The organism is Lentibacillus juripiscarius (genome assembly GCF_042685205.1).
GTDB lineage: Bacteria > Bacillota > Bacilli > Bacillales > Amphibacillaceae > Lentibacillus > Lentibacillus juripiscarius.
Genome location: NZ_JBHUNA010000026.1, coordinates 1 through 4775, shown reverse-complemented (window position 1 = coordinate 4775; position 4775 = coordinate 1). Strand labels below are relative to the sequence as shown.

4 protein-coding genes are annotated in these 4775 nt (G+C 42.0%); 2 read left to right on the top strand and 2 right to left on the bottom strand.

From position 1 onward, the window contains the following. Positions 1 to 586: 586 nt before the first annotated feature. Positions 587 to 1543, bottom strand: a complete 957-nt coding sequence (locus ACFSUO_RS12260; protein WP_382394481.1) for an acetamidase/formamidase family protein — start codon at positions 1541 to 1543, stop codon at positions 587 to 589. Positions 1544 to 1617: 74 nt separating this feature from the next. Beyond that, entirely contained in the window at positions 1618 to 1836 is a 219-nt protein-coding gene (locus ACFSUO_RS12255; RefSeq protein ID WP_382394479.1) for a hypothetical protein, read from the bottom strand. Positions 1837 to 2048: 212 nt separating this feature from the next. Between ACFSUO_RS12255 and ACFSUO_RS12250 the strand changes: the two genes are divergently transcribed. Then, entirely contained in the window at positions 2049 to 3161 is a 1113-nt protein-coding gene (locus ACFSUO_RS12250; RefSeq protein ID WP_382394477.1) for a M20 family metallopeptidase, read from the top strand. Between the two features lie 32 nt (positions 3162 to 3193). After that, positions 3194 to 4693 carry a YfcC family protein gene (locus ACFSUO_RS12245; RefSeq protein WP_382394475.1) on the top strand — a complete coding sequence of 500 codons (1500 nt, stop codon included), beginning with the start codon at positions 3194 to 3196 and terminating at the stop codon, positions 4691 to 4693. Positions 4694 to 4775: the final 82 nt, after the last annotated feature.

Sequence of the window (4775 nt, the reverse complement as noted above, 5' to 3'; positions counted from 1 at the left end):
ATTTATTTGATGAAAATGTAATTTGGCGAAACCGCTTGGGCGACAAACAATTGCACTTTTCTACTAAGTTTCAATGAATAATTCAGGATAAAGGTATTCTCGATTTAGTTCAAAAAAAATATCGTTTTTAAAAGATAAAGGATAACTGAGACCTGTCAGTTCTGTTTGAGTGATGGAAAGTTTTGTCCCTTGATCAAGCTTTATTACAACAGCAGGCAGGCGGTTCCTTGTCTTTATAGGGGTTGTTCAAAAAGTCCGGTATAAATGATACTTCGAATTTCTTCGTTGGCTTGCTTTTCTGTTGCTCATGTATTAAATTCCATACATTCCGCTACTCAAAGCTGCGCCGCCTCGAACTTCTCGATCCTTTTTATCCTCCTTTTTGAACACGCACTTATAGAGTAATTTCAGTAAACAGGCCAGGAGAAGCTTATCCTGGCCTGTTGCTATTATGCCTTCCTAGTCATGAAAGGGGGCCAATTTAGAGTCCCTTTCCCATTTTTGTGGCAAATGGTTCATCTCTTAGTCTTTGAAACCGTGGTCAGTGGTGCCGAAATTCCAATCAATCATCAATCAGCCCCCAGCATCATCTAAAAATTGAATTCGGCAGAAATGCTGATACTAGCCAGTTTGGCATATCGACAATTTCACTGATGCGCAAGTCGACGGCGACGCTGCATAGCATATAGGCCTCCTCATCCGTCATTCGATAGGTGTCCACCAGATGCTCAATCATGTAGCGGATGGCGTTTCGAGAGGCTTCAACTAGGTCCTCACCATGTCCAGTTGTGACGTAATAGCCTCTGCTATCCGCTTCTGGTGTTGGTGGTCCAGGAATCTCATAACGCGGCTCTTCTATGGATTTTCCTTTATGCAATTTGAAGCGGATGGTTGCTTCCATTGATGCTTCGACAGCCGTGCCACACACTTCGCCATCACCCTGTGCTGCATGTGTATCCCCAATCGAGAATAAGGCACCTTTTACCCACACAGGAAGATAAAGTTTGGTTCCGCGTGTCAAATGACGTATATCCATGTTGCCGCCATTTTTCCTTGGAGGAACGACACTGAAGTTACCTGGTTCAGGCAAGGCGACGCCCACTGTTCCAGGGAATGGCTTGATGAATAAGTCGATGCCATCAAGAAATTCCGTTTTGTGCTGTTTAGTTAAATCAAATGTTTTAATAGCTGGTTCCTTAAATTCATCGGCAAGCAGCCCGAAACCGGGTATAATAGCGGTCCAGCCCCAATCAAGCTGGCGGAAATTTAACATTTCGACTTCCAACGTATCCCCCGGTTCCGCATTTTTTACATAAACAGGGCCAGCTACGGGATTGATCTTGCTGAAATCCAGATTCTTGACATCCTTTGCGGTAGAACGTCTGGCAAACTGTCCACCTGAGGATTCAGTAATTTCATAGGTAACCTTTTGACCGGATTCGACTTCCGCAATTGGTTTCAATGAATGATCCCATCCATAGTGACTGTGCGATTTGAAATCATGAATGGTCATATAGGGATGATGATGGTGATGGATTGGCATTTAACTCACTCCTTGTACTCTTTACATAATTTTAACATAATTTAGGCATCGGTGCGGCAGCCTTGAACTTTAGGTTAATCCATATCGATGGACGCGTCTTTTTTCGTCACTGCAAAGTAAATCGCAATGATTATCCCAGCCGCCAGCCAAGTAAGCCCGAGGGTTTTGGCTTGTGGTGCCAAGTTGATCCACACATAGGCAATAATGGTAAAACCAATAAGCGGCAGGATAAGGTAGCGCCAGTAATTTTGACTCTTGTTTCGGACAATGTAATGAGTAAATACAGACGTCACCTTGATAAAACAATATGCAGGTTAGTGAAAGAATAGACTTGCTTTGTTGTCTATTCCAAAGGGGAGCTATACTTCCAACTGTATTGTCTCTTCATCCTTATAGACTAAATGATAGACTCATGTTATAATTCAGAATAATAATTTTCGGAATTGGGGGAATGTTCGTGTCGCTTGTTAATACTTTTGATAATGTTAAAAAAGACCTTTTTCAGATGAGGACGCAACTATATGAGAACCCGGAGCTTGGTGATGAAGAATATCAATCTATGAAATTAATAACCGATTACCTGCGCTCTCATGACTTTGAGGTGGAAACAGGTATTGTTGATCGCCCAACGGCTTTTAAGGCTGAATTTAATAGTCATAAACCAGGTCCAACTGTTGCCTATCTAGCGGAGTATGATGCTTTACCAGGGATTGGGCATGGCTGCGGACATAACTTGATTGCCATGATGAGTACGGGTGCTGGTGTTGTGCTTAGCAAAGAGCTTCGGGAAATTGGCGGGAAGGTGATTGTGTTTGGTACACCTGCTGAGGAAACAAATGGTGCCAAAGTGCCGATGAGTGAACAAGGCATATTTGATGATGCTGATGTAGCAATGATGGTGCATCCATCAGATGTTTCAGAAGAAAGCGGTGCAACACTTGCAATGGATGCTATTCAATTTGACTTTACGGGAAAGACATCTCATGCGGCTGCATCACCTGAAGAGGGAATTAATGCATTGGATGGGGTTATTCAATTGTTTAATGGTATTAACGCGCTTCGCGAACATTTGCCGGATGATATTCGTATTCATGGTGTCATTTCTGAGGGAGGAAAAGCAGCGAACATTGTACCTGAAAAAGCAGTTGCACAGTTTTATGTCCGGTCACAGAGTAGAGAAAAATTAAATGAAGTTGTTGAAAAGGTAAAACAGATTGCTCACGGTGCTGCAACGATGACGGGTGCTTCGGTTGACATATCTAATTATGAACTGAGTTACGACAACATGATTACGAATCAAACATTATCTGATACATTCACGAAACATTTAAAACAATATAGCAAGCACCCAATCGAGCCGTCTAAGCAGGCTTACGGTTCTGCAGATATGGGCAATGTCAGTCAGGTCGTTCCATCTATTCATCCATATATAGGCTTGAACGAACCGGATCTGACCTTTCACACAAAAGCGTTTGCTGATAAAACAATCACCAAAGATGGGGATGATGTGATTGCTAGTGGTGTCTTGTCATTAGCTCAGACTGGCTATGAAGTGATAACTAATAACGAATTGTTGGCTGCGGTTAAAAAAGAGTTTAAGAGTCCTAAAAATAATTAACACCTTAATCGCAACCGGTGGAAACCAACTAATTGAGTATCAGCAACGAAATTAGTCTGCCGGTCGTCCTCTGTGACTATATAAAGGGAGCTGTTTTTAATATGAATGAAGTGTCCATGCCTGCCAATTCAAGTTCGAATAAGCCCAGAAAAAAATTTGAGTTCCCGCATGTTTTTGTCATTTTATTTGCTTTGATTGTCATTATGGCTGTTTTGACATATATGATTCCGGCAGGTGAGTACGAACGTGAAGTGAGTGATGCTGGTGAAACGGTTGTGGTGGATGGGACATACCATACGGTTGATTCCAATCCGACAGGCTTCTTCGGTATTTTCCAGGCGGTACATGAGGGAATGATTGAAGGTGCGGGAATCATCTTTTTTATTTTTATCGTAGGTGGGGCATTCGGTATTCTCAACGCAACAAAAGCAATTGAAGCGGGGCTTGGTGCCATTTCAAATAAAATGGCCGGAAAAGAAATATTTTTGATACCGGTTGTAATGCTTTTATTTGCTTTAGGTGGCGGTACATTTGGTATGTCTGAAGAAACGATACCGTTTATATTGATATTGGTGCCATTAGCCATAAAAATAGGTTTCGATTCGCTCGTGGGAACAGGTATGGTGCTGATTGGCGCTTACTCAGGATTCACGGCAGCTTTTATGAACCCATTTACAATCGGTGTTGCACAGGGAATCGCTGATGTACCATTATTTTCCGGACTTGGATTTAGGATTATTGTATGGTTTATTTTCGTTTCCATCGGTATCACTTATGTGACGCTTTATGCGAAAAAGATTAAAAACCATCCGGAAAAAAGTATGATGTATCTAGCAGATAGACAAAGAAGTGGTGATGTCAACAATAAAAAGAACCTGCAAACATTGACGGCAAGGCATTGTTTCATAATAGGAGTTTTAGCCCTTACGATTGTTGGCCTGGCAATTGGTGTTACATTTTTCGATTGGTATATTAAAGAAATTGCTGCTATGTTTCTATTGATGGGCATATTGGTTGGCATTATTGGTAAGTTAAGGGTGAATCAAATTGCTGAGGCCTTTGTGAAGGGAAGCGAAGATCTTGTCGTCGGTGGTTTGGTTGTTGGCTTGGCATATGGTATTTTGGTCGTTTTGCAGGATAGTCGTACGATTGATACAATCCTCTTCTCTGTTTCAAATTTAATTGGTCACCTGCCAACAGCATTCTCAGCTATAGGGATGTATGTAACACAAAGTTTTTTAAACTTCCTTGTTCCCTCAGGTAGTGGTCAGGCTGCTTTAACCATGCCCATTATGACACCGTTATCGGATTTGACAGGGGTTAGCAGACAGACAGCTGTATTTGCCTTTCAATTAGGTGACGGGATATCGAATGCGATTACGCCGACTGGCGGAGCTTTAATGGCATCACTAGCGATAGCCAGGGTTCCTTGGATTAAATGGATTAAATGGTTATGGCCACTGATTGTTATTCAGTATACAGTTGGAGCCGTGCTCGTTACGTTTGCACATCTGGTAGTGTGGACGGGGTAGGGGGGTTGTTTGGAGTGCCTAGTATAGTAAATAGATAGATAAACAAACAAAAACCATCGTTTTCGTTGTAAAATGGGAGTAC

Excerpts from the sequence above, each read along its gene's own strand:
- ACFSUO_RS12260 (WP_382394481.1), bottom strand. The coding sequence starts at position 1,543 with ATGCCAATCCATCACCATCATCATCCCTATATGACCATTCATGATTTC.
- ACFSUO_RS12250 (WP_382394477.1), top strand. The coding sequence starts at position 2,049 with ATGAGGACGCAACTATATGAGAACCCGGAGCTTGGTGATGAAGAATAT.